Raw genomic sequence first — 24089 nt, 5'->3', positions numbered from 1 at the left:
GGTTGCAGAGAAACAATAACTCATCGAACCTGTGGTTTTCGCAGGAATCTGAGTTGTAACGTGTGCTATCACACTTCTGATAGCGTTATTTTTTGAGAAATCATGAACGAAGGTAACCCCCCCACTTCTGAGGGAAGTAAAAAATCTGAAGGTCCGAGTAGAAAGTCCTTCTTTGAACGCCTAGGCCAACTATTTCAAGGTGAAGTAAAAGATCGCCAAGAGCTCGTAGATGTAATCCGCGACTCAGAAATTAATGACCTAATTGACCACGACACGCGCGACATGCTCGAAGGTGTTATGGAAATTTCAGAGATGCGAGTACGCGATATCATGCTACCTCGCTCTCAAATGGTTACAGTTGAACGCACCGATGATTTAGATACATTGATTGCGCTTATTACTGATGCTCAACACTCTCGCTACCCGGTGATCAGTGAAGATAAAGACCATGTAGAAGGCATTCTATTAGCGAAGGACCTACTTAAGTATTTGGGTTCAGAAAGCGCCCCATTTGACATCGAACAAGTGATCCGCCCTGTTGTAGTTGTACCTGAAAGCAAACGCGTTGATCGCCTGCTCAAGGAATTCCAAGAAGAGCGTTACCACATGTCTATCGTTGTGGATGAATTTGGCGGTGTATCTGGCCTAGTAACCATTGAAGATATCCTCGAAGAAATCGTTGGTGAAATTGAAGACGAGTTCGACGATGAAGAAGAGTTAGACATTCGTAAGCTGAGCAAGCATACCTTCTCTGTTAAAGCTTTAACCACTATTGAAGATTTCAACGATACATTTGGAACCACCTTTAGTGATGATGAAGTGGATACAGTTGGCGGTATGGTGATGACAGCACTCGGTCATCTACCGGTTCGTGGAGAAATTGTAGAAATTGGAAGCTACCATTTCAAAATAACGTCCGCAGATAATCGTCGTGTGATTCAGTTACAGGTAACTATACCTGATGAGCAACCTCTTCCGACTATCGAAGAATAACAACTTCTCTCTAAAGAGATGACAGAAATTAGATGACTAAGACCTTTATTCATCGCCTATTACGGCCGCTTGCGGCCGTTTTTGTTGGCGCTATAACCACCCTTTCATTCGCTCCATATTCCATATGGCCTCTTGCTATTATCAGCCCTGCTTTGTTGCTGCTATTGATCCACAACCGCTCTCCTAAAAGTGCGCTTTGGATTGGCTACGCATGGGGTTTAGGTCAGTTCACAACAGGTATTAGCTGGGTATACGTCAGCATTGATGGTTTTGGCGGCATGCCACTTGCGGCCAACCTGTTTTTGATGGCATTGCTTGTAGGCTATCTAGCCGTATATTCAGGCCTCTTTACCTGGAGTCTAAACAAATTCTTCCCTGCTAATAACCTAAGTCGCTTTTTCCTCGCGGCCCCAGCATTGTGGTTAATCTCTGACTGGTTACGCGGTTGGGTAATGACTGGCTTCCCGTGGTTATGGCTAGGTTACAGTCAAATCGACTCGCCACTAGGCTCATTCGCACCGATTGGTGGTGTCGAGCTTGTAACGCTAGCGATTATTGTATCGGCTTCTGCACTCGCTTATACGGTCATAAACAAGGCGTGGAGTGTCGCTGTCATCCCTGCTGTTGTGTTTAGTACTGGTTTTGGTCTTCGAAATATCGATTGGGTGACACCGAACCCTGAAAAAACCACCTCAGTGGTATTGATTCAAGGTAACGTCGACCAAGACAGCAAATGGCTACCTAGCCATCGCTGGCCAACGATGATGAAATACACCGATTTGAGTAGAGAAAACTGGGACGCTGATATCATCATCTGGCCTGAAGCCGCTATTCCAGCATTCGAAGTTGAGATTCCATCTTTCCTACGTAACTTAGATAGCGCAGCGAAGATGAACAACAGCTCAATCATTACTGGCGTGCTGAATCAATCTGAAGATAAGAAGTACTACAACAGTGTTCTTTCTCTGGGAGTCAATCCATACGGTGAGTACAGCTATGATCCAGACGAACGCTATCATAAACATCATCTTCTACCATTTGGTGAATTTGTGCCGTTTGAGGATATCCTACGCCCGTTAGCACCGTTCTTTAACTTGCCAATGTCATCATTCAGTCGTGGCGATTTCGTTCAGCCAAACATCGTGGCAAATGGTCGTCATCTAGCACCAGCGCTTTGTTATGAGATCATCTTCAATGATCAAGTGAGACAAAACGTAACGGATGAAACTGACTTTATTCTAACGCTCTCTAACGATGCGTGGTTCGGCCGTTCGATTGGACCATTACAACATATGGAAATCGCACAAATGCGTGCTCTGGAGTTGGGGAAGCCGCTGATTCGCTCAACCAACAATGGCGTAACGGCAGTAACGGATCACAAAGGCAAGATCATCAAACAAATACCGCAGTTTGAAACCGCAGTATTGAAAGCTGAGCTAATCTCAACCGACGGTCAAACCCCTTATCACGTGGTCGGTACTTGGCCGCTGTATGTCTGGGCGTTACTGAGTTTAGTAGCTGGCTGGTTTATGAGAAGAAAAGACTAGATTCGAGATTCGAGATTCGAGATTCGAGATTCGAGATTCGACGAAAAGTTGTTAAGGGTTGGCTGATTCAGTCAACCCTTTCTTATTGTTACAGCTTAAAATTGAAGACGCTATGGTTCAGTTTTTTACGGCTTAAGTGCCTTGCGGCTAAACCCTTTCGAGCCGCATTTAATACAAGGAATAATAGTTGTAGGGTGATTATATTCGGTTTGATGCCCACATTCATCACATACCAATGTGCCTAACCCTATCACTTCATCTGCTTGATATAATCCTTGATGCTCTAGATCTTGGAACAGCTCAACCCACTCCACCTTAGTACGATCAGTTATGTCCAGTAACCCTTGCCAAATAGAGTCTGTAATCATCAAATAGAATGGGCCATTTTTGCTCTCTTCATAGCTTTCTGAGAACTCTTTCAAGTCCGACTTCACATAAGCTGAGATCAGCGACAGCTCATCTTTGGTCATGTCGTTGGCCGCTTTTGCTAACTTACCTGATGTTTCAATTTTGTTGTTGAGTTCTTCAGGACTATGCTTCAGCGTTTCAATCACCTCTTCGACAACTTCTTCATAAAGTGCTTTTTTCTTCGGCATAAAAAACCTCCTCAAGATTACATACTTTTATCTTAGTTAACGTGTGCAAAGTTAAGCGACGAATCCTTAACAAACAAATGCAATTCGTCCCTTTAAGCATAGCTGTCGTGAGTAATTAGGTGGAATTTACGTAATCAACCATGCAGCAACTGCAAGTATGACGGGTATAACTATTGTTGTACTCAGCTGCTTTAGGTATTCTATGACGATCTGTAAGATTCTGTTCTAACCGAACTCACAAATTCCAAGATAACCGGATACCATCGATGCAAGAACAATATAACCCGCAAGAGATTGAACAAAAGGTTCAACAACACTGGGATAACAGCGAAACTTTCGTTGTAAGTGAAGACCCAAACAAAGAAAAATTCTACTGTCTTTCTATGTTCCCATACCCAAGTGGTCGACTGCACATGGGCCACGTGCGTAACTACACCATCGGTGATGTGGTATCTCGTTTCCAACGTCTACAAGGTAAAAACGTAATGCAACCAATCGGTTGGGATGCATTCGGCCTGCCTGCAGAAAATGCAGCTGTAAAAAACAACACGGCGCCGGCACCATGGACTTACGAAAACATTGAGTACATGAAAAACCAACTAAAGCTTTTAGGCTTTGGTTACGACTGGAACCGTGAATTCGCAACGTGTACACCTGAGTACTACCGTTGGGAGCAAGAGTTCTTCACCAAGCTTTACGAAAAAGGCCTAGTTTACAAGAAGACCTCTTCTGTGAACTGGTGTCCAAACGACCAAACTGTACTTGCAAACGAGCAAGTGGAAGACGGTTGCTGCTGGCGTTGTGACACTCCAGTAGAACAAAAGAAGATTCCACAGTGGTTCATTAAAATCACTGAATACGCTCAAGAGCTACTAGACGATCTAGATAACCTTGAAGGTTGGCCTGAAATGGTTAAAACCATGCAGCGTAACTGGATCGGTCGCTCTGAAGGTGTTGAGCTATCTTTCGCTGTTAACGGCGAAGAAGCACCGCTAGAAGTTTACACAACACGTCCAGACACGCTAATGGGTGTTTCTTACGTTGGTATCGCTGCTGGTCACCCACTTGCAGAGAAAGCATCGAAGAACAACCCTGAACTTGCAGCATTCGTTGATGAATGTCGCAACACGAAAGTGGCTGAAGCCGAATTAGCAACAATGGAAAAGAAAGGTATGGATACTGGCCTAACAGCTATCCACCCTCTTAACGGTCGTGTTGTGCCAGTTTACGTAGCAAACTTCGTTCTTATGGATTACGGCACAGGTGCGGTAATGGCGGTTCCAGCTCACGATCAACGTGATTACGAATTCGCAACTAAGTACGGTATCGATATCATTCCGGTAATCAAACCTGAAGATGGCTCTGAACTGGATGTATCTGAAGCGGCTTACACAGAGAAAGGTGTACTGTTCGATTCTGGCGAATTCGATGGTCTTGCGTTCCAAGAAGCATTCGATGCAATAGCTGCGAAACTTGAAGCTGAAGGCAAAGGTAAGAAAACAGTAAACTTCCGTCTACGTGACTGGGGTGTTTCTCGTCAGCGTTACTGGGGCGCTCCAATCCCAATGGTAACGACAGAAGACGGTGAAGTTCACCCAGTACCAGCAGACCAACTGCCCGTTATTCTTCCTGAAGACGTGGTAATGGATGGCGTTACTAGCCCAATCAAAGCAGACAAGTCTTGGGCTGAAACAACATTCAATGGCGAACCTGCGCTGCGTGAAACTGATACGTTTGATACTTTCATGGAATCTTCATGGTACTACGCACGTTACTGTTCACCACAAGCTGACGACATTCTAGATCCAGAAAAAGCAAACTACTGGCTACCGGTTGACCAATACGTTGGTGGTATCGAGCATGCTTGTATGCACCTGCTTTACTCTCGTTTCTTCCACAAGCTTCTACGTGATGCTGGTTACGTGACATCTGATGAACCGTTCAAGCAACTTCTATGTCAAGGCATGGTTCTGGCTGACGCGTTCTATCACGAAAACGAAAAAGGCACCAAAGAGTGGATTGCTCCGACTGACGTAACGGTTGAACGTGACGGTAAAGGTCGCATCGAAAAAGCAGTCGACGCTCAAGGCCGCGAAGTTGAACACTCAGGCATGATCAAAATGTCTAAGTCTAAAAACAACGGTATAGACCCACAAGAGATGGTAGACAAGTACGGCGCTGATACTGTACGTCTATTCATGATGTTTGCATCACCTGCAGATATGACTCTTGAGTGGCAAGAGTCTGGCGTTGAAGGTGCAAACCGTTTCCTTAAACGTGTTTGGAAACTGGTTCATGCTCACTCTTCTAAAGGTGCTGCTGAATCTGTTGATGCTTCTGCGCTATCTGGCGACCAGAAAGCACTTCGTCGTGATATCCACAAGACTATCGCGAAAGTAACGGACGATATCGGCCGTCGCCAAACGTTCAACACAGCCATCGCTGCAATCATGGAACTGATGAATAAGCTAGCGAAAGCACCTCAAGAATCTGTACAAGATCGTGCAATCCTTGATGAAGCACTAAAAGCTGTCGTTCGCATGCTTTACCCAATGACGCCACACATCTCTTACGAAATGTGGATTGCACTGGGTGAATCAAACGTAGATTCAGCAACATGGCCAACCTTCGATGAGAAAGCGCTAGTTGAAGACGAGAAGACTATCGTTGTAATGATCAACGGTAAGCTGCGTGCGAAACTGACTGTTGCTGCTGACGCAACCGAAGAGCAAGTTCGTGAACTTGGTCTAAACGATGAGAACGCTAAAAAGTTCCTAGATGACCTAACGATCCGTAAGGTTATCTTCGTACCTGGTAAGCTTCTAAACATCGTTGCTAACTAATTTCGTTAGCACAATGCAATTGCTAAAGAATTAACGAACTTAATTCATCAAAAGCAGTCTGTAGACAGGGTAGCTAATTACCCTGTCTACTTATTTAAGCGCTTTACTTTCAGTGACTAACCCCACGCCAAAAAGCTAAAGCCTTTAAATAAGTATTCTACCTTCATGAGAGCCATCAAATAATGCGCCTGATTTCACTATCTTCATTGAAAGTTACTATTGTTATTCTAACCGTTAGCCTATTGAGTGCCTGTGGTTTCCACCTACGCGGTGATTACTCAGTGCCAGAAGAACTTAACAAGATCTCTGTGACCAGTTACGACCAATACAGCACGTTTACACGTATGATGAAAGGTCAGCTGCGTATGAACGATGTAGAAATTATCCCACCAGCTGGAAACACACCGAATTTGCATATTATTAGCGAAAGCGTGAGTGAGCGAACTCTATCTCTTTATCAAAATACTCGTGCGGCAGAGAAAGAGCTGACGTTCAGAGCTAGGTATCGCGTAACGATACCAGAGCTTGGTGATAAAACATTCTCGACTAGCGTAACCCGTAGCTATCTAGATAACCCGTTAACTGCACTTGCGAAGTCGGTTGAACGAGACATGATCGAAGATGAAATGCGTAAGTTGGCAACAAGCCAAATCCTTCGTCAGATGGCTCGATTAAAAGCCAACATAGCGGCAGATAACATGGACCTAGAAGCGTTAGAGCACGTTCAAGTAAAAGAACTTGAGAAGCAATACAACATCAAAAACATCGAAATTGAAGACGCAGAAACAGTACCGACTTCCGAAGAGCAGTCAACACTAAGCGAATCGGCTGAACAATAGGTTTATTTGATGCGTATTTTTGCCGATCGTTTACCTGAGCAACTTGCAAAGCAGCTAAGTAACGTTTATCTGATTTTTGGCAACGAGCCTTTGTTGCTGCAAGAAAGTAGAGAATCGATTCAAAAGGCAGCTAAAGAGCAAGGCTTCGATGAACGCCATCGCTTTGCGATTGATAATAGCCTCGACTGGAATCAAGTCTACGACTGCACTCAAGCGCTAAGCCTATTCTCTAGCCGTCAGATCATCGAACTTGAGCTACCAGAATCAGGAGTCAATGCCGCGATAGCAAAAGAGCTTCTCGCGATCTCCGAGCATATCCACAGTGATATATTGTTGATCTTGGTGGGCACTAAACTCACTAAAGCTCAAGAGAATGCAAAATGGTTTAAGGCGCTCTCGAATCAAGGACATTGGGTCAGCTGCCTAACTCCGGATGTTGGCCGACTACCTCAGTTTGTTCAAGCGCGCTGTCGTAAAATCGGTTTACTGCCAGATCCTGAAGCTATTCAAATGCTGGCACAATGGCATGAGGGTAATCTATTTGCTCTAACACAAAGCTTAGAAAAATTGGCGCTTCAATATCCAGACGGAAAGCTTACGTTAGTACGCTTAGAAGAGTCTCTAAGCCGCCACAATCACTTTACTCCCTTCCATTGGAGTGATGCATTACTGGCAGGTAAAGGCAATCGAGCACAACGAATTCTGAGACAATTGGAAGCGGAAGGTGTCGAGCCAGTTATCTTGCTGCGTAGCATACAGCGTGAACTTGCTCTGCTATTGCAAATGCAGCAACAAATGAAACAGATGCCGATCAGCCAAGTCTTTGAAAAGCACCGTATCTGGCAATCTAAAAAGCCTCTTTATAACGCCGCGCTAACAAGAGTTTCAATTTCTCAATTACACTCTTTGTTTGCGCTGCTCACACAAGCAGAATTGATGACAAAAACTCAATATGAACAGTCGCCTTGGCCACTAATTCATCAGTTAAGTGTAGAGTTTTGTCTCCCTACAGCTTCAATACCATTTCACGCATAAAAGCGTGTTATATTCTAGGGTCAATAGATCCTAAACAAAGCTAATTTCAGATTAAAGGAACACCCTGTGTTACGTGAAGAACTAAAAGATTTTCTTGCAGACAAAGCCGACGACATGAAAGCAGAATCGATTGTTACCATCGATGTAGAAGGCAAATCAAGTGTTACTGATTACATGATCGTTTGCACTGGTACTTCTAAGCGCCATGTTGCCTCTATTGCACAACATGTTGCTGATGAAGTCCGTAAAGCAGGTATGCAGCCACTAGGTATGGATGGTCAGCAAGAAGGTGAATGGGTTGTTCTAGATATGGGCACCAGCATGCTTCACGTTATGCAAGAAGAACATCGTGAACTTTACCAACTAGAAAAACTTTGGGGCTAAGCTTTGAAGATCCAGTTAATCGCAGTTGGTACAAAAATGCCAAAGTGGGTTGAAGAAGGGTTTAAAGAATATAAACGCCGCTTCCCTCATGATATGCCATTAGAACTCATTGAGATCACTGCGGGGAAACGCGGTAAAAATGCTGATATTGCACGAATTCTTCAAAAAGAAGGCGAAGCAATGTTGGCAGCGGTTCCAAAAGGAAATCGCATTGTCACGCTCGATATCCCAGGTAAAAAATGGGATACACCACAACTGGCTGAGCAATTGGAAAGTTGGAAACTGGATGGACGTGACGTTTCTATCCTGATTGGCGGGCCTGAAGGATTAGCTCCTGCATGTAAAGCGGCAGCAGATCAAAGCTGGTCTCTGTCTGCGCTTACTCTCCCTCACCCATTAGTACGCGTTATCATGGCTGAAAGCTTGTATCGAGCTTGGAGCATCACTGCTAACCATCCTTATCATCGAGAATAAGCGTTAATGTTACGTAAACGTAGCCAAATCCGTGATTACAAAGCAGAAGCACGACTATTTACTAGCCGTGCTTTTGTTGCGTTTATGGGGATCATAGTGATGATGTCGATGTTGGTCGTTAACCTGTATAACATTCAGGTCAACCAATATCAGGACTATAAAACTCGCTCTAACGACAACCGCATCAAGGTCGTGCCAATTGCACCTAACCGTGGTCTAATTTACGACCGAAACGGTATACTCCTGGCTGAAAACCGTCCTGTTTTCAACCTAGAGATCATACCTGAAAAAATTAAAGATATGGATGATACGATCATCCGTTTGCAAACATTAATCGAGATTCCACCAGAACGAATCGAACGATTTAACCGTGAGCGTCGCAACTCACGACGTTTCAAATCAGTACCCATTCTAAATCAGCTTACCGAAGAACAGGTTGCGATCTTCTCTGTAAACCAACATAAATTCCCGGGAGTTGAAGTGACAGGAACGTTGAAGCGTTTCTATCCTTATGGTGATGTGCTGACTCACGTCATAGGCTATGTATCACGTATCAATGATCGCGATATGCAACGCTTAGTTCGAGAAGAGAAAGACGCTAATTACCAAGCTACACGCGATATCGGTAAGCTTGGTATAGAGCGCTATTATGAAGATATGTTACACGGCACGGCTGGTTATCAAGAAGTCGAAGTAAACAGTCGCGGGCGAGTGATCCGCACGCTCAAGTTTGTTCCTTCCGTTCCAGGCAAAGATATCGTGCTGAACTTAGATATCAAGCTGCAGTTATACGTACACAAACTACTCGATGGTCGACGTGGTTCGGCGGTCGTTCTCGATCCCAAAGACAATGGCGTACTAGCGATGGTCTCTAGCCCAAGCTATGATCCCAATGCATTTGTGCATGGTATTTCCTCTAAAGGTTATAACGCGCTATTGCAAAACAAAGATCGACCTTTGGTTAACCGTGCCACGTTGGGGATTTATCCGCCAGCGTCTACGATCAAACCGTTCATCGCGGTAGCTGCTTTACAAGAAGGCGTGATCACGCCAAATACAACACGTAATGACCCTGGTTATTGGAAAATACCAAACTCTAAGACAAAACCTTTCCGTGACTGGCTTCGCTGGGGTCACGGAGTCGTCGATATAGAGAAAGCAATTGAAGAGTCGGTAGATACCTTCTTTTACCAAATAGCCTTTGATCTAGGCATCGATCGCCTATCTAAATGGATGATGATGTTTGGCTTCGGTGATTACACTGGCATCGATATTCACGAAGAAAGTAAAGCCAATATGCCAACGCGTGAATGGAAAATGGCAAGACACCGTGTGCCTTGGTATCAAGGTGATACGATCCCTGTTGGTATTGGCCAAGGCTACTGGACAGCGACACCGATGCAAATCGCGAAGGCAACCTCAGTATTAGTTAATGAAGGGGAAGTAATCGCCCCTCACTTGTTGCGCTCAACAATTGATAATGGTCAGCCATTCGATGAACAAACAGTATCGGAAATCGAAACCTATCCACCGGTCACTGGAGTTAAGCAAAAATATTGGGATATCGCACAAGAAGGCATGAGGTTGGTAAACCACGGACGCAAAGGAACGGCAAGGCGTTCGTTCCAGAAGATGTCTTACCAAACCGCTGGTAAATCAGGTACCGCACAAGTCTTTGGCCTAAAAGAAGATGAAGAGTACAACGCTGACGAAATCGCAGAGCATTTACGCGATCACGCACTCTTTACTGGTTATGCGCCTTTTGAAGATCCAGAAGCGGTTGTGACTATCGTATTAGAAAACGCAGGTGGTGGTTCATCAAATGGCGGCCCTGTCGTCAGAAAAATATTGGACCACATAATCCTCGCTAAAGAAGATGAAAGTAAGGCAACGAAATAATGAAACTTGATCCTTCTACCGGACGAAATAGAGCCTTGTTTGAAAGGCTGCATATCGACCTACCACTATTACTCGGCATTCTTGTCTTAATGGGTTTTGCCTTATTGATCATGTATAGCGCCAGTGGACAAAGCCTCGCGATGATGGACCGCCAAGCGATGCGTATGGTGCTGTCTTTAGGTGTGATGATCTTCTTAGCGCAACTTTCACCCCGAACCTATGAAACCTTGGCACCGCTACTGTTTGCAGGCGGTGTCATCTTGTTGTTAGGCGTGTTGTTCTTTGGTGAAGCCTCTAAAGGTGCGCAGCGCTGGTTGAACTTTGGCTTTATCAGATTCCAGCCCTCAGAACTGCTAAAGCTTGCAGTACCTTTAATGCTGGCTCGATTTATCGGTAAGCGCTCACTTCCACCGACTTTCCAAACTTTGGCTATCTCGTTGGTAATGGTGTTTGTACCCACGATTCTTATCGCTAAGCAGCCCGACTTAGGCACTTCAATACTCATTGCAGCATCTGGTATCTTTGTGATATTCCTTGCTGGTATCAGCTGGAAAATTATAGCGAGTGCTGCGATTGCCCTGGGCGCATTTATTCCGATTTTGTGGTTCTTCTTGATGCGCGAATATCAAAAAGTACGTGTAAGAACCCTTTTTGATCCTGAATCAGATCCATTAGGTGCGGGTTACCACATTATCCAGAGTAAGATTGCGATAGGTTCTGGTGGGATATCAGGAAAAGGTTGGTTGCAAGGTACTCAGTCCCAACTGGAATTCATTCCAGAAAGACACACCGACTTCATCTTTGCTGTCATTGCAGAAGAGTGGGGCATGATCGGAATTTTGTTCTTACTTGCTATCTACCTATTCATTATTGGACGTGGCTTAGTACTTGCTAGCCAGGCTCAAACAGCATTCGGTAGAATGATGGGCGGCAGCATTGTACTGAGCTTCTTTGTCTATATATTTGTAAACATAGGCATGGTAAGTGGCATTCTTCCAGTGGTTGGGGTTCCTCTTCCTTTGGTTAGCTATGGTGGTACTTCAATGGTTACCCTAATGGCTGGTTTTGGTATTTTAATGTCAATCCATACACACAGAAAAGCATTTTCAAAGGCGACTTAATCGATGTCTATCAATACAACGTTAATCAAAAAAGCCCCCTTTGTTGATAGGCTGTCAATCAAAAAGATAGTCTCGATAGTAGGCTTAGCGATGGTAATCAACGGTTGTTCTTCTCAGAAACCAACAGGCCGCTATGACATTGATTCGGATATTGCGCCAGATACGCCAATATCAGTCGAGCACTTAGAAGATGCTCACCCTCAGTATGAACCTTACAGTTTAGGCGGTAATAATAACTACACTCTGCGTGGTGAAGATTACAAAATCGTCAGGAAAACAGAAGGGTTTACCGAGAAAGGAAAAGCCTCTTGGTACGGTAAGAAATTTCATGGTCATTTAACATCAAATGGTGAGATCTATGACATGTATTCGATGTCTGCTGCTCACAAAACCTTGCCAATTCCAAGCTATGTAAAAGTGACGAATACCGACAATAATAAAACGACGATTGTTCGTATCAATGACCGAGGTCCATTCCATGAAGGCCGAATTATTGACCTTAGTTATGCGGCGGCTTACAAGCTCGATGTTTTGAGAACGGGCACAGCTAATGTTGAGATTGAAGTCATCACTGTGGCTATGCCAACTGACGCAAATAAAAAGGCGGCTTTACCGCAATTTATTATTCAAGTGGCCACATCACCTCATAAAGATAGAACTGAGAAGTTAGCCAAAGATTTAGGCGAAAAGCTAGCAGTAGCAACGTTTTTGCAGCCAAATGATGACAACTACCGATTGATGCTTGGGCCATTTCATGACTATGCTCTGACTCAAGAGAAATTGGAACAAGTTAAGCTAATGGGTTACCCGTCAGCTTATATAAAGAAACACACGCTAACCCGCTAATTAATCTAACAGTTACTTCTGGTAATCAGCGCTCTGGTGTGACAGAGTGATTCTGTTAATATATGAATAGTTCACCAAATAATTGCATTCAAAATGATTAAATCTAATAAACTTGTTAAATCGATTTTTGCTACTTCTGTTGCTCTTTCTGCAACGATAGCTACATCGTCATTCGCCGCTCCTATTGTTGTTCCTGATGCACCTCAAATCGCCGCTAAGGGTTTTGTTCTGATGGATTACCATTCAGGCAAAGTACTAGCAGAGAAAGAGATGAACACTCAGCTTTCTCCAGCAAGTTTAACCAAGATGATGACGAGCTACGTGATCGGCCAAGAGCTGGATCGTGGCAACATCAATCTAACCGATGACGTTGTTATCAGTGAAAATGCTTGGGCTAAAAACTTCCCTGATTCTTCTAAGATGTTCGTGGAAGTGGGTACAACCGTGAAGGTTGAAGAGCTGAACCGTGGCATCATCATTCAATCAGGTAATGATGCTTGTGTTGCAATGGCTGAGCACATTGCAGGTTCTGAAGATGCATTTGTTGACCTAATGAACGCATGGGCAAGCTCTATCGGCATGAAAGACACGCACTTTGCTAATGTGCACGGTCTAGATAACCCGAATCTGTACTCTACCCCTTACGATATGGCTCTACTTGGTCAGGCACTCATTCGTGACGTTCCTGATGAGTACCGTATCTACTCAGAGAAAAAATTTACATACAACGGCATCACCCAATACAACCGTAATGGTCTGTTATGGGATAAAAGTATGAACGTTGATGGCATCAAAACGGGCCACACAAGTAACGCAGGTTACAGCCTAGTAAGCTCAGCGACAGAAGGCAAAATGCGCCTAGTTGCTGTTGTTATGGGCACTAAAAATGCTAACGCTCGTAAAACAGAAAGCAAAAAACTACTAAGCTACGGCTTCCGTTTCTTCGAAACAGTGGCACCGCACACAGCTGGAGAAACCTTCGTAGAAGAAAAGATCTGGATGGGTAGCCAAGATACTGTGGCACTGGGTGTAGACGAAGATACATTCGTTACTCTACCTCGAGGCCAAGCTAAGAACCTGAAAGCAAGTTTCGTTCTTGAAAAAGAACTTGAAGCACCAATCAGCAAAGGCGATGTAGTTGGTAAACTATTCTACCAAGTCGACGGTGAAGACGTAGCTGAATACCCACTACTAGCACTTGAAGATGTCGACCAAGGCAGCCTATTCAGCCGTCTATGGGACTACCTAGTTCTTCTGTTCAAGGGTTTATTCTAAACAAGCTAAAGGTTTGTTCTAAGTAAAACCGAACTTGTTGTATAGCTAACCTAATGAGTAAGTTCATGATTTACTCATTAGTGAACTAAAAGCCGCTCTGTGCGGCTTTTGTTGATCTTGAGTTCGGTGATATTTACACGTAATATTCCGCCTTATTATTCGTGTCTGTTGACCGAAAACGTTTTTTATCGACATTTCGCCTATTTGCGAGATTCTAGCCTTTTGGAGCTAATCATGAACATCAATTCTGATGCAAAACTAAAAGATCTCTTAGAGTTCCCTTGTTCATTCACTTATAAAGTTATGGGCCACGCGAAGCCAGAACTGACTGAGCTAGTGCTAGAAGTGATTCAGCGTCATGCTCCTGGTGACTACAGCCCAACGCTAAAACCGAGTGCAAAAGGTAACTACCACTCTGTTTCTATCAACATTACAGCGACATCAATTGAGCAAGTAGAAACGCTATATAAAGAACTGGGCGAGATCGAAATCGTTCGTATGGTTCTGTAATCTTCGATTACACATGAAAACAGCGGCTTATTGCCGCTGTTTTTGTTTAAAGCGACCTATCAGCACCCAAAACATTCAACTTAATTTTCAATAAATACAAAGAAAGTTGAAAAACCTTGCAGTCCGTCTGTAGTTAGAATCATGTTTCGCGTTTATAATGCGTTCACTTTATTAATCCTTGAGGGAGTGCTGCTTTGCAAAATAAGCTAATCGTAAAAAAATTAGGCCGTCAGGATTACGAACCTGTGTGGAAAGCCATGCATAAGTTCACAGACGAACGCACGGAAGAAGACGTAGACCAAATTTGGTTGGTTGAACACAACCCTGTCTTCACTCAAGGACAAGCAGGTAAAGCTGAGCATGTATTAAATGCTGGTGATATCCCTGTGATACAAAGCGATCGCGGTGGCCAAGTGACTTATCATGGTCCAGGTCAGTTAGTCGCTTACTTTCTGATTAACATCCGCCGCAAGAAATTTGGAGTTCGCGATTTGGTGACTCATATCGAGAACCTCGTAATCAATACTCTGAAAGCTTACAATATAGATTCATCTGCCCGACCTGACGCTCCTGGTGTTTATGTCGATGGCAAGAAAATCTGTTCACTTGGATTGCGTATTCGACGTGGCTGTTCGTTCCATGGGCTAGCACTCAACGTCGATATGGACCTGTCTCCATTTCTTCGTATTAACCCGTGTGGTTACCAAGGGATGGAAATGGCGCAGGTAAGCCAACTCGGCGGGCCAAGTGAACTAGAAAACGTTGAGCAACAGTTAATACAAGAGCTCGTAGAGCTACTCGGCTATGACCAAGTAGACATTCAGGCCACCAGTAACATTACAGCAGAAGCATAAAATCATGAGCAAACCAATCCAAATGGAAAAAGGCGTTAAATATCGTGACGCTGACAAAATGGCATTAATTCCCGTAAAGAATATGCCTGCTGAACAGAAAGAAGTTTTACGTAAGCCAGAATGGATGAAGATTAAACTTCCTTCAGACAGCCATCGTATCCAAGAAATCAAATCAGCAATGCGTAAAAACAACCTACACTCAGTTTGTGAAGAAGCGTCTTGCCCTAACCTAGCCGAGTGTTTTAACCACGGTACGGCAACGTTTATGATTCTTGGCGCTATCTGTACTCGTCGCTGCCCTTTCTGTGATGTTGCCCATGGTCGTCCTGTTGCTCCTGAAACAGAAGAGCCGAAGAAACTGGCTAAGACGATTAAAGATATGAAACTGAAGTATGTAGTAATCACCTCGGTTGACCGTGATGACCTGCGTGATGGTGGTGCTCAGCACTTTGCTGACTGTAACCGTGAAATTCGCGAACAGAATCCAAACATTCGCATTGAAACACTGGTTCCAGATTTCCGTGGTCGTATGGACGTTGCACTTGATCTAATGAAAGACAACCCGCCAGATGTTTTTAACCACAATCTAGAGACAGCGCCGCGCTTATACCGTAAAGCTCGTCCAGGCGCGAACTACAAGTGGTCTCTCAATCTGTTGAGAAAATTCAAAGAGCAGCACCCAGACATTCCAACGAAGTCAGGTGTGATGATGGGGCTTGGTGAAACGAAAGAAGAGATCGTTCAAGTGCTGAAAGACCTTCGTGAACATGGTGTAACGATGCTAACACTTGGCCAATATCTTGCGCCAAGCCGTCACCACTTACCCGTTGAACGTTACGTGCCACCTTCAGAGTTTGATGAGCTGAAAGAAATTGCTCTAGAACTAGGCTTCACTCACGCAGCTTGTGGCCCGTTTGTACGTTCTTCTTACCATGCAGACTTACAAGCACAAGGTATGGAAATTAAGTAGTCACGATTACTTAACTAAAAATACAAAGGCGCTGACTATTATGTTCAGCGCCTTTTTTCTATCTTGCAAATTCAGCTATACCTTCATATCGAAACAACAAAGCCACTCCCTATGAGTGGCTTTGTGCTTAACATTTCAAGTTCTGAGTGTTTAGGTTCAGATGAGCTCTGCGTTAACCAAATGAAGCCCAGATAACCGTCGCCACTAAGATTGGGCACACGAACTTCACATACATTGGCCAAACCTTACCAAACCAACCCAATTGGAAGTCAGGGCAACCTTGCTCAAGCTCTTTCACTTTTGAAGCTCGGCTCCATACCCAACCACCAAATAGGCAAAACATCAGTGCAGCAACCGGTTGAAGGTACTGAGTCGCTATCATCGCAACCATTCCAAACATCGCGGCAAAGTTGTAAACAATCACCACACTGAACAGTGCAATAACACCACCAATCACCCAACTCGTTGGTGTTCGTCTGGTATTGAAACGCTCACTCACTAGCGCTACAGGCCCTTCCAGCATCGAAATCGATGAAGTCAGCGCGGCAATCGTTAGCAACAAAAAGAAGACAATCGCGAAGATCTGACCAAGTACGCCTAAACTGTCAAACATCAAAGGCAGAACCGTGAATACTAGCGTATCAGAGCTTAATAATGAGCCATCTTCAGCGTAGATTTGAACACCTTTTTGCATCGCAACAAACATTGCTGGCATCACAACTAAACCCGCAATAAAAGCAACAGCTGTATCAACTAAAGTAACGTTCATTGCCATTTTTGGTAAATTCTCTTTCTTGCTTAAGTAAGAGCCATAAACCAACATTGAACAACCACCAATGGTGAGCGAGAAGAACCCCTGTCCCATTGCCGCCAGAATCAGTTTTCTATCCCACACTTTCTCGAAGTCTGGAACTAGATAATGTTTTAGACCTTCCATCGCGCCAGATTGCGTCATGATGTAAATAAACAATAAACCAAACAAAACAAACAGCGCAGGCATCAAACGAGTCGACCATTTCTCGATACCTTGCTTAACACCGCCCTGAACAATCAAAATAGTCAGCACATAGAATGCGACAGTGCCAAATACATTTCGCTCAACACTGAAGCCTTTAAACCAATCCGCAGCAGCCTCCAGACCAATCAGATCAGCGACAGCACCAATTAGGAAGCAGATCAACCAGCCACCAACAATACTATAAAATGCCAACACGGCGCTTGGCACACTCAACCCGACCCAACCGACAAACTCACCGACTTTCTTACCCAAAGGGCTAGTGGTCAACGAGCGCATACTATCGACAGGATTTGCTTGACCATGACGGCCAATCGCCATCTCAACCACCAGCATAGGAAAGGCAACTACGAAGATCATGATCAAATAGACAAGAAGAAAGGCACCACCACCGTTACTGGCAACTTGAGTTGGGAACCCCCAAATATTACCCAAACCAACAGCTGCCCCCGCCGCTGCCAAAATAAAACCTAAACGAGAGCTGAAATGCTCTCTTGAAGAGGAAGATTGTTGATCCATATTGCCCGCACAAAAATCAGTGAACTAGTTGAGGAGTACAGTAATAAAAAGCAATGATAGGCACAACTAATAAATGAACAATTCTCTAATTTTTACAATCAATACGCTATTTATAACCACATAGTTAACAAATAACTGGTCTTATCGTTTACTGGATAACGACAAAACGAGATGCGGGCTAAGAAAAATAGAGTATCTCGAGTTAGTTGCTCGTGCGGCTGAACCCATAGCTCCATAAACACCTACATCCATAAAGACACACATACAAAAAGAGCACCAACCGGTGCTCTTATTCTTCATCGTTAAATTCAGATTAAATAGTGAATACTTGATAGTCTTTTAGGTTAGGGATGATTTCATGCAATTCTTTCTCTTGTTCTGCCATCTCATCAAGAGAATCACAGAACTCAGTGCCTTCCTCTTCCATTTGTTGAGCATGCTCTTTCATCCGCTCTTCAACTTTAAGCTTTAATTCAGCCATACTATCAGCCAATTCGGTAAGGTTTAAACCACCGTCTTGCTTCATCTTTTCAGACATCGCATTAAAGGCACTTGAGATAAACTCTTGGTTAAAGATCTCCTTAGCCTTTTCGAAATCTTCAGACCAGCCATTGGCCATAGAATCGAAACTGTCAGCCGGCAGGACTAACTCGCCATCTTTATAGTAACGAGACTCTAATTCAGCAAAGTACGTTTTCATTGATTCTTTTACATTATCAAACGACTCTGGAGAATCTAGGCTGGCAGCGATGTCATCAATAACATCATTCGCCAAGGCTAAGCTGTCATTCGCCATTTGTTTTGCACGAGGCAAATACTCATTCATGCTGTCGCGGTATTTTTCAATCGCCGCTTGTTGAACGGCATCAAGTGCCACCTTTTCACCATGAATATAAAGATCGTTGTTGCCATCGAGAATCGCTGTATCACCGTTTACTTGATGGATTTCGACTTTTTGATCATCAATTCGTAATTCATTCTTCAAATCAACTCGACACTGGGAAGCAAAAGTTGGCAGGCTCACAAAAGAGATTACCGCTGTTAACGATGCGATTAATACATTGTTTTTCGTAAATACACGGTTTTTCGTAAATACATTGCTTTTCATAACATCCTCTCATTAATCTGACTAATGACTATACCCTTGGTTTATGCTTCTTTGTCAGAGAAACGTTTATATTTATTGGTCTAATATTCAGTCAATCGATACCACTTCATAGAAAAATCGCTTATCAGCAACCATGAACTCAACCTCATCACCGATTTCTTTACCCATTAGAGCCTGACCAAAAGGTGCGTTCACCGTTACGATAGCAACCTCATTATCATTCCACGCGACAGAAAGTCCTCCGACTCTTGGCCCAATGAAAAAGTGTTTACATTCATCATTTTCGTCAATAACCACAACATAGCTGCTTACTGCAATCTTTTCACTGTCTCGTAAGACGAGATTTCGGTAGCACTGGATATCATCTTCACACTCCTGCACTCGCATCGCTTGACCATGGGCAAGATATGAAGCTTCTAGTGCCAATGTATCGTACTTATGCTCAGGTACTGTCTCTTCATCTGTCGCAGCGTCAATGGCGCGTTGAGTCGCAGATTGTGCGATACGTAATCGGGATTCAAGTTGCTCTATGATTATTTGTAGAAGCTCAGACTTATTCATACTTTTGAAGTGCTTTTCTATAGGAGCTACAGAATAGAATTAGGTACAATCAGGTGCAAGACATTTGATTCATAAAGCAGCGCTATCATCGAGAGGTGACCGCTTTAGCATCAATACGACACTTAATAACTCAGGTAGAACATAAATGATTGAGCAGAAGTTAAAACAAGTATTCGGATTCGACTCACTGCGTAATGGGCAAAAGCAAGTCATTGATAATGTTCTATCTGGACACTCTACTGCCGCGATATTCCCTACAGGCTCAGGCAAGTCGCTTTGCTATCAATTACCAGCACTAGAGCTACCACACTTAACCTTAGTGATATCTCCACTGTTAGCCTTAATGAAAGACCAGCTCAACTTCTTGCACAGCAAAGGCATAAGCGCGGCCGCCATCGAATCAAGCCAAGACAGGCAAACCGCCCAACAAGTGATGCAGTCGGTACGTAACGGAGACACCAAGATCCTGATGATCTCGGTCGAACGCCTGAAGAATGAACGCTTTCGTCAGTTTATTTCCCAAGTACCGATCTCGTTACTCGTGGTCGACGAAGCGCACTGTATTTCAGAATGGGGGCACAACTTCAGACCAGACTACTTGAAGCTGCCTCAATACCAAAAACAGCTCAATATTCCTCAAGTATTGCTGCTCACAGCAACCGCAACAACATCTGTTATCCAAGATATGAAATCTAAGTTTGAGATCGCTGAAGAGCGTGTTGTGGTCACGGGTTTCTATCGTCAAAACCTCGACCTATCGATTCAACCTTGTGAGCAAACTAATAAGCTAGAAACCTTGTGTAATGTCGTTAACCAGGTATCTCAAGCGCCAACCATTGTTTATGTCACTCTTCAGCAAACGGCAGAAATGGTAGCTCAACAGCTTCGTAATGCTGGCATTAACGCCGTAGCTTATCATGCGGGTCTTAAGCCAGAAAATAGAGATACGATTCAACAACAATTCATGAATAACGAAGTGAACTGTATTGTGGCGACGATTGCTTTTGGAATGGGTGTCGACAAATCAAATATTCGACGAGTCATTCACTTCGACCTACCAAAATCGATAGAAAATTACTCGCAAGAGATTGGACGGGCAGGACGAGATGGTCAGCCATCTGAATGTATTTTACTCGCCAACAAGTATGGCCTAAGTACTCTAGAGAACTTTGTCTTTGGCGACACGCCAGACAACATATCCATTCAAGCGGTCTTAAAAGAGATATACGAAAACCAGAACATTGGTGCTTCTGGCACGAACCAATGGGAAATCATGCTCAACCAACTATCGCGAGAGTCCAACATTCGTCAGTTACCGCTAAAAACACTACTGGTGTATCTCGAAATTGAAGGTGTGATTGAGCCTAAATACAGCTACTTTGCTGATTATAAATTTAAGTTCATTCGCCCTAAGCAGCAGATCACGGAGCAGTTTCAAGGAGAACGTCGACACTTCGTAGAAGCAATTTTCCAATGTTCTCCTCAAGCGAGAGTTTGGTGCCAAGTTGATTTCGATGCGTTGTGGACACACTTCCAGGCCGATCGTCAGCGTGTTGTTGCGGCTATCGATTACTTTAATGAACAAGGCTGGATTGAGCTAGAAAGTAAGCAGATCACGGATGTGTATACAATCCACAATACCTCTGAAGATATGATGCAACTGTCGGAACGTCTAACTGAGCTATTTAAGGCGAAAGAAAACAGTGAAATCAACCGTCTTAACCAAATGCTGAGTTTTTTTGAAGGCGATACTTGCCTAAGCTCTCGTCTTGCGAGCTATTTTGCCGATGACAAAGCGCCAACAAACTGTGGTCACTGCTCTGTATGTAGAGGAGAAATTGCAATACTACCAACTGTCGATGTAGAATCGGTTGACGATGAAACTGTGATGACATGGATTCATGAGTTCGTATCTAAGAGTCAACAATTGATTACCGACGAAGCCATTACTCGTTTTCTATGCGGAATCGCCACCCCGCTTTCAACCAAGCTTAAAGCCAATAAAATGGTGGGTTACGGAAAATTAGAACAACAGCCATTCAGTGATACCTTAGCGCGAGTTAAACAGCTTCCTAGGTAAGCCAACTTCCATATTTAGATAAACCGATTAGGCTGTGAAGTCTAGTCGGTATTCAAACACCAGCACTTCTAAACTCAAGCTCTCAACGCCTTCCCCTAAAAGAAACTCAACTGACGCATTTGGTCTTTGGGTTGCAGCATTACGCTTAAACCAAGAAGGCGTATTTCTCGCCCCTGTTGTCTTTTCAGTATTTCACTTAACAGTTCTTTGAAGTGTTCGCGATCTAAAGAGGCGTGGATGTGTTCAATAGTGGTTTGTTGAAAATCAGCAAACTTGAGCTTAATTCCTTGCTTGATAATCGCTTTACTTGGGCTGGCTTTTTCTAAACGAGTTTCAAGTTCAGGAAATAGCTTATCTTCTATCACCTGCCAACACTCAGCATATGTTGATATGTTCTGAGTGAAGGTACGTTCTACGCCTACCGACTTTCTCTCTCGCTCAATGATAACTTCTCGATCATCAATGCCGTGGCTACGCTTCCAAAGTGATGCACCTTGGCGGCCAAACCTCAGTAGTAAGTCTCGATAGTCAGATTCTTTAATGTCCTTACAAGTAAAGAAACCCGATTGATGCAGCTTCTCAATACTCACCTTACCAACACCGGGAATCTTTTCGAGTGGTAATTCGTCAATAACAGCTTGTACGTCTTGAGGCGGAATAACAAACTGACCATTAGGCTTGTTCAGATCTGAAGCCACTTTCGCCAAGAACTTTATTGGGGCAATGCCAGCAGAAGCCGTCAGGTTGAGTTCATTCCAAATATCACGACGAATCGACTCCGCAATCAATGTTGCTGAACCAAGACACTGCTTCGAATCCGTAACATCAAGAAAGGCTTCATCCAAAGACAGAGGTTCAATGATGGATGTATATCGAGAAAATATCTCACGAATCTTTTTAGAGGTCTCTACATAGACCGGCATCCTTCCTGGAACAACTAGCAAACCAGGGCACAGTTGTAGAGCTTTAGCTGTCGGCATTGCAGAACGAACACCAAACTTTCGCGCTTCGTAATTACACGTACTCAAAACACCGCGCTGTTTTTCATGACCACCCACTGCGAGCGGTCGATTCCGATAAGACGGGTTATCTCGCATTTCTACAGCTGCGTAAAAACAATCCATATCAACATGGATTATTTTTCTCACTTTATCTTGGTCCGCACTACGCATCTAGAAATAACTCAACCTTACAACTGTATCTATGAACAGTATAATCAATTATTCTCAAATTTAAAATGATATAGAGTCCAGCTCAACAGGTTTCACTTCAATAGCCACCTACAATTCTGATAGTATTGTTAACGAGTATTTAGTCTATAAGTAGGGATCGCTTTTGAGTGAAAAAATACTAGTGGTAGAAGATAGCCGTGCATTCAGAAACTACCTTTACCAACAACTTAAGAACGATGGCTATGACGTAAAGTTAGCCGAATCAGTGGCACAAGCGAAAGCTATCTTAGAGCAAGAGACAGACTTCTTGTGTGCGGTATTAGATTACTGCTTACCCGACGGTCAAGATGGCGAGATCATTGATTTAGTACTTGGCTACCAACAAAAGATCATAGTGCTCACTGGCATGTTCAACAACACACTTCGAGAGCAGGTGCTCGCTAAAGGTGTGCTTGATTACATCCTCAAAGACAGCATGTCATCGGTAAGTTATTTACTTCCTCTCGTCAAAAGAATCTCGAATAATCGACATCACAAAGCTCTGGTCGTAGATGACTCAACTGTGGTTCGTCGGTATATCGTGCAACTTTTAGAACATCAATACATTCAAACGGTCCAGGCCGAAGACGGAGAACAAGCACTAAAGCTTCTCCGAAACGATACTGATATTACTTTTGTCGTTACTGATCACGATATGCCAAACAAAGATGGTATTTCGATGACCCGCGATATTCGAGTTCACCACGACCGTAATCAACTCGCGATTCTAGGTCTATCTGGCAGTGATGACCGCACCATGACAGCACGCTTCCTCAAAGCTGGCGCGAACGACTTCCTTTATAAGCCCTTTAACCAAGAAGAGTTTTTCTGTCGTATCCATCAGTTGCTAGATATGAAAGAAGCGACCAACGAGCTATTTCGGCATGCCAACGAAGATGCCTTAACTGGCCTTTGGAATCGTCGTTACCTATTCAATCAAACATGTAAAGGTTGCGAGCAACGAAGCATCGCGATGATGGATATCGACTTCTTCAAGAAAGTGAACGATACCTACGGCCATGACGGTGGCGATGCAGTGCTGATTGAAGTAGGAAAGATCATCAAAGACCACTTTAAAGATGACGTAGCGGTTCGTTTCGGTGGTGAAGAGTTTTGTATTCAATCATGTGGCCCATTTGAGGCCTTTGTCGAGAAGTTAGAATTAATGAGGGTTGCGATACAAAGCCAAAACGTAATGCATGATTCACAATCGATTAAAGTAACCATGAGTATCGGTGTTACTGACTTGGTTGGCAGTTTGGATGAACAAATCAAAGCCGCAGATGAATTGTTGTATACCGCAAAAGAGCAAGGTAGAAACCAGCTCATATTCGCTCGCAACAACCAACAAATTGAAAAATCGCAACTAAACTGACTCAACCAAAACAAAAGAGCTCAAGACCATTGGC

At 43.7% G+C, this 24089-nt stretch carries 21 protein-coding genes; 16 read left to right on the top strand and 5 right to left on the bottom strand.

The annotated features are described in order from the left end of the window. Positions 1-102 precede the first annotated feature (102 nt). Positions 103-993: a CNNM family magnesium/cobalt transport protein CorC gene (gene corC, locus ACFI6G_RS13470; protein WP_010439130.1), complete on the top strand. Its 891-nt coding sequence runs from the start codon at positions 103-105 to the stop codon at positions 991-993. Between the two features lie 32 nt (positions 994-1025). Next, positions 1026-2540 (top strand): apolipoprotein N-acyltransferase, encoded by a 1515-nt coding sequence (lnt, locus tag ACFI6G_RS13465; protein ID WP_462710303.1) that lies wholly within the window; start codon positions 1026-1028, stop codon positions 2538-2540. Positions 2541-2665: 125 nt separating this feature from the next. Here lnt and ACFI6G_RS13460 read toward each other — a convergent pair whose 3' ends face one another. Continuing rightward, a complete protein-coding gene (locus ACFI6G_RS13460; RefSeq protein ID WP_010439124.1) occupies positions 2666-3136 on the bottom strand; it encodes a zinc ribbon-containing protein in 471 nt (156 codons plus the stop codon). Positions 3137-3402: 266 nt separating this feature from the next. On the opposite strand from ACFI6G_RS13460, the gene leuS reads away from it, so the two are divergent. The 12 genes from leuS (at position 3403) to lipA (ending at position 16186) form a co-directional block, all read left to right on the top strand. Next, on the top strand, positions 3403-5979 hold the full coding sequence (leuS, locus tag ACFI6G_RS13455) for a leucine--tRNA ligase (protein ID WP_010439121.1): 2577 nt from the start codon (positions 3403-3405) through the stop codon (positions 5977-5979). A 182-nt stretch (positions 5980-6161) separates the two neighbouring features. Further along, complete coding sequence (locus ACFI6G_RS13450; protein ID WP_010439119.1) at positions 6162-6818, top strand: LPS-assembly lipoprotein LptE; 657 nt, start codon at positions 6162-6164, stop codon at positions 6816-6818. A 9-nt stretch (positions 6819-6827) separates the two neighbouring features. Next, positions 6828-7853, top strand: coding sequence for a DNA polymerase III subunit delta (gene holA / locus ACFI6G_RS13445; protein WP_016768326.1), 1026 nt, complete (start codon positions 6828-6830; stop codon positions 7851-7853). 66 nt (positions 7854-7919) lie between these two features. Beyond that, positions 7920-8237, top strand: a complete 318-nt coding sequence (rsfS, locus tag ACFI6G_RS13440) for a ribosome silencing factor (protein WP_004735247.1) — start codon at positions 7920-7922, stop codon at positions 8235-8237. 3 nt (positions 8238-8240) lie between these two features. After that, the gene (gene rlmH, locus ACFI6G_RS13435; RefSeq protein ID WP_004735246.1) at positions 8241-8711 is read left to right on the top strand and encodes a 23S rRNA (pseudouridine(1915)-N(3))-methyltransferase RlmH; all 471 of its coding nucleotides are present in this window, start codon (positions 8241-8243) and stop codon (positions 8709-8711) included. 6 nt (positions 8712-8717) lie between these two features. Then, positions 8718-10610, top strand: coding sequence for a penicillin-binding protein 2 (mrdA, locus tag ACFI6G_RS13430; RefSeq protein WP_010439097.1), 1893 nt, complete (start codon positions 8718-8720; stop codon positions 10608-10610). Next, positions 10610-11731: a rod shape-determining protein RodA gene (gene rodA, locus ACFI6G_RS13425; RefSeq protein WP_010439095.1), complete on the top strand. Its 1122-nt coding sequence runs from the start codon at positions 10610-10612 to the stop codon at positions 11729-11731. Before mrdA ends, rodA begins: the two co-directional genes overlap by 1 nt. A gap of 3 nt (positions 11732-11734) precedes the next feature. After that, entirely contained in the window at positions 11735-12577 is an 843-nt protein-coding gene (locus ACFI6G_RS13420; protein WP_010439092.1) for a septal ring lytic transglycosylase RlpA family protein, read from the top strand. A 93-nt stretch (positions 12578-12670) separates the two neighbouring features. Beyond that, on the top strand, positions 12671-13852 hold the full coding sequence (locus tag ACFI6G_RS13415; protein ID WP_010439089.1) for a serine hydrolase: 1182 nt from the start codon (positions 12671-12673) through the stop codon (positions 13850-13852). A 231-nt stretch (positions 13853-14083) separates the two neighbouring features. Next, a complete protein-coding gene (gene ybeD, locus ACFI6G_RS13410; protein ID WP_026084358.1) occupies positions 14084-14362 on the top strand; it encodes a DUF493 family protein YbeD in 279 nt (92 codons plus the stop codon). Between the two features lie 194 nt (positions 14363-14556). After that, the gene (gene lipB, locus ACFI6G_RS13405; protein ID WP_010439081.1) at positions 14557-15216 is read left to right on the top strand and encodes a lipoyl(octanoyl) transferase LipB; all 660 of its coding nucleotides are present in this window, start codon (positions 14557-14559) and stop codon (positions 15214-15216) included. A 4-nt stretch (positions 15217-15220) separates the two neighbouring features. Next, on the top strand, positions 15221-16186 hold the full coding sequence (gene lipA, locus ACFI6G_RS13400) for a lipoyl synthase (RefSeq protein WP_102385115.1): 966 nt from the start codon (positions 15221-15223) through the stop codon (positions 16184-16186). Positions 16187-16358: 172 nt separating this feature from the next. Here lipA and ACFI6G_RS13395 read toward each other — a convergent pair whose 3' ends face one another. From ACFI6G_RS13395 to ACFI6G_RS13385, 3 genes are all read right to left on the bottom strand, one after another. Further along, a complete protein-coding gene (locus ACFI6G_RS13395) occupies positions 16359-17720 on the bottom strand; it encodes a sodium-dependent transporter (protein ID WP_016768331.1) in 1362 nt (453 codons plus the stop codon). 313 nt (positions 17721-18033) lie between these two features. Then, positions 18034-18828: a YggN family protein gene (locus tag ACFI6G_RS13390; protein ID WP_016787615.1), complete on the bottom strand. Its 795-nt coding sequence runs from the start codon at positions 18826-18828 to the stop codon at positions 18034-18036. A gap of 87 nt (positions 18829-18915) precedes the next feature. Continuing rightward, positions 18916-19389 (bottom strand): GreA/GreB family elongation factor, encoded by a 474-nt coding sequence (locus tag ACFI6G_RS13385; RefSeq protein WP_016784781.1) that lies wholly within the window; start codon positions 19387-19389, stop codon positions 18916-18918. A 145-nt stretch (positions 19390-19534) separates the two neighbouring features. Between ACFI6G_RS13385 and ACFI6G_RS13380 the strand changes: the two genes are divergently transcribed. Continuing rightward, a complete protein-coding gene (locus tag ACFI6G_RS13380) occupies positions 19535-21469 on the top strand; it encodes a RecQ family ATP-dependent DNA helicase (RefSeq protein ID WP_010439066.1) in 1935 nt (644 codons plus the stop codon). Positions 21470-21564: 95 nt separating this feature from the next. On the opposite strand, the gene dinB is transcribed toward ACFI6G_RS13380, so the two are convergent. Continuing rightward, positions 21565-22641: a DNA polymerase IV gene (gene dinB, locus ACFI6G_RS13375; RefSeq protein ID WP_171343827.1), complete on the bottom strand. Its 1077-nt coding sequence runs from the start codon at positions 22639-22641 to the stop codon at positions 21565-21567. Between the two features lie 163 nt (positions 22642-22804). Between dinB and ACFI6G_RS13370 the strand changes: the two genes are divergently transcribed. Next, positions 22805-24055: a GGDEF domain-containing response regulator gene (locus ACFI6G_RS13370; protein WP_462710302.1), complete on the top strand. Its 1251-nt coding sequence runs from the start codon at positions 22805-22807 to the stop codon at positions 24053-24055. The last annotated feature ends 34 nt before the right edge of the window (positions 24056-24089 follow it).

The sequence above is a fragment of the Vibrio sp. PSi01 genome, from assembly GCF_054960695.1.
The sequence above is the reverse complement of the archived record's forward strand: the minus strand, read 5'-3'. Positions and strand labels throughout refer to the sequence as shown.

What these genes read in the sequence shown, in the direction of transcription:
- ACFI6G_RS13380 (WP_010439066.1), top strand. Translation starts at nt 19,535, where the DNA reads ATGATTGAGCAGAAGTTAAAACAAGTATTCGGATTCGACTCACTGCGT.
- mrdA (WP_010439097.1), top strand. Translation starts at nt 8,718, where the DNA reads ATGTTACGTAAACGTAGCCAAATCCGTGATTACAAAGCAGAAGCACGA.
- corC (WP_010439130.1), top strand. Translation starts at nt 103, where the DNA reads ATGAACGAAGGTAACCCCCCCACTTCTGAGGGAAGTAAAAAATCTGAA.
- holA (WP_016768326.1), top strand. Translation starts at nt 6,828, where the DNA reads ATGCGTATTTTTGCCGATCGTTTACCTGAGCAACTTGCAAAGCAGCTA.
- ACFI6G_RS13415 (WP_010439089.1), top strand. Translation starts at nt 12,671, where the DNA reads ATGATTAAATCTAATAAACTTGTTAAATCGATTTTTGCTACTTCTGTT.
- ACFI6G_RS13450 (WP_010439119.1), top strand. Translation starts at nt 6,162, where the DNA reads ATGCGCCTGATTTCACTATCTTCATTGAAAGTTACTATTGTTATTCTA.
- ACFI6G_RS13395 (WP_016768331.1), bottom strand. Translation starts at nt 17,720, where the DNA reads ATGGATCAACAATCTTCCTCTTCAAGAGAGCATTTCAGCTCTCGTTTA.
- lipA (WP_102385115.1), top strand. Translation starts at nt 15,221, where the DNA reads ATGAGCAAACCAATCCAAATGGAAAAAGGCGTTAAATATCGTGACGCT.
- dinB (WP_171343827.1), bottom strand. Translation starts at nt 22,641, where the DNA reads ATGCGTAGTGCGGACCAAGATAAAGTGAGAAAAATAATCCATGTTGAT.
- rodA (WP_010439095.1), top strand. Translation starts at nt 10,610, where the DNA reads ATGAAACTTGATCCTTCTACCGGACGAAATAGAGCCTTGTTTGAAAGG.
- ACFI6G_RS13460 (WP_010439124.1), bottom strand. Translation starts at nt 3,136, where the DNA reads ATGCCGAAGAAAAAAGCACTTTATGAAGAAGTTGTCGAAGAGGTGATT.
- ACFI6G_RS13390 (WP_016787615.1), bottom strand. Translation starts at nt 18,828, where the DNA reads ATGAAAAGCAATGTATTTACGAAAAACCGTGTATTTACGAAAAACAAT.
- ACFI6G_RS13385 (WP_016784781.1), bottom strand. Translation starts at nt 19,389, where the DNA reads ATGAATAAGTCTGAGCTTCTACAAATAATCATAGAGCAACTTGAATCC.
- lnt (WP_462710303.1), top strand. Translation starts at nt 1,026, where the DNA reads ATGACTAAGACCTTTATTCATCGCCTATTACGGCCGCTTGCGGCCGTT.
- ACFI6G_RS13420 (WP_010439092.1), top strand. Translation starts at nt 11,735, where the DNA reads ATGTCTATCAATACAACGTTAATCAAAAAAGCCCCCTTTGTTGATAGG.
- leuS (WP_010439121.1), top strand. Translation starts at nt 3,403, where the DNA reads ATGCAAGAACAATATAACCCGCAAGAGATTGAACAAAAGGTTCAACAA.